Annotated in this window: 1 protein-coding gene and 1 pseudogene; one reads left to right on the plus strand and one right to left on the minus strand. The window is 65.0% G+C overall.

Going from position 1 to position 737, the window contains the following annotated elements:
- Nucleotides 1-277: pseudogene (locus EOA24_RS43525) on the minus strand (DNA-3-methyladenine glycosylase 2 family protein); the annotation flags it as partial.
- 89 nt (nucleotides 278-366) lie between these two features.
- Here EOA24_RS43525 and EOA24_RS34720 point away from each other — a divergent pair.
- Nucleotides 367-737 (plus strand): glutamate--tRNA ligase family protein (locus tag EOA24_RS34720; RefSeq protein ID WP_245501923.1); only part of this gene is annotated, 371 nt, incomplete at its 3' end.

Below are 737 nucleotides of genomic sequence, written 5' to 3' on the forward strand. Positions count from 1 at the left end.
ACAGACCGGCCTCGCGGAATATGTCCCCGCCGGCGGCGAGGATCGCCTGCGGCGTCAGCGGATCGACTAGCTTGACCAGACGGCCAAAAATGGCGTCGGCGCTGGCGCGGGAAACTTGCTGCGAAACGATGATCGAGGCCAGGCTTCGAAACCCCGGCTCCGACAGCCGAAGCGGCACCTCGCCCGCCTTGCCGCGCACCGTCTCCAACCGCGGATCGATTCGGCAGAGCGCGTCGAGCCCAGTCGCAATGTCGTCGAGCGAGGCGATGCGTTGCACGTTCTTGTTCCCAGGACGCCCGCGAAATGGCAATGGAGGCTAAATACCAACCGGCGAAAGCACCTTTCAACCCGAACGCCGCCCGAGAGATGACGCTCCTGACATTCCGCTTCGCGCCGAGCCCGAATGGCGAACTGCATCTCGGCCATGCCTATTCGGCCCTGCTGAACCAGCAGATGGCGACGCAGGTCGGCGGACGGCTGCTGCTGCGCATCGAGGATATCGACATCGCCCGCTGCACGCCGCAATTCGAGACCGGCATTTTCCGCGACCTCGAATGGCTGGGATTGCGCTGGGAACAGCCGGTGCGTCGCCAGTCGGAACATTTTGCCGAATACCAGGCGGTGCTCGACCGATTGGTCGCCGAGGAACTGGTCTATCCGGCCTTCATGAGCCGGGGCGAGATCCGCGCCTTCATCGCCGAGAGAGGCGGCCGCGACTGGCCGCGCGATCCTGACGG

This window comes from Mesorhizobium sp. M2A.F.Ca.ET.039.01.1.1 (genome assembly GCF_003998035.1).
In the GTDB taxonomy this organism is placed as follows: Bacteria; Pseudomonadota; Alphaproteobacteria; order Rhizobiales; family Rhizobiaceae; genus Mesorhizobium.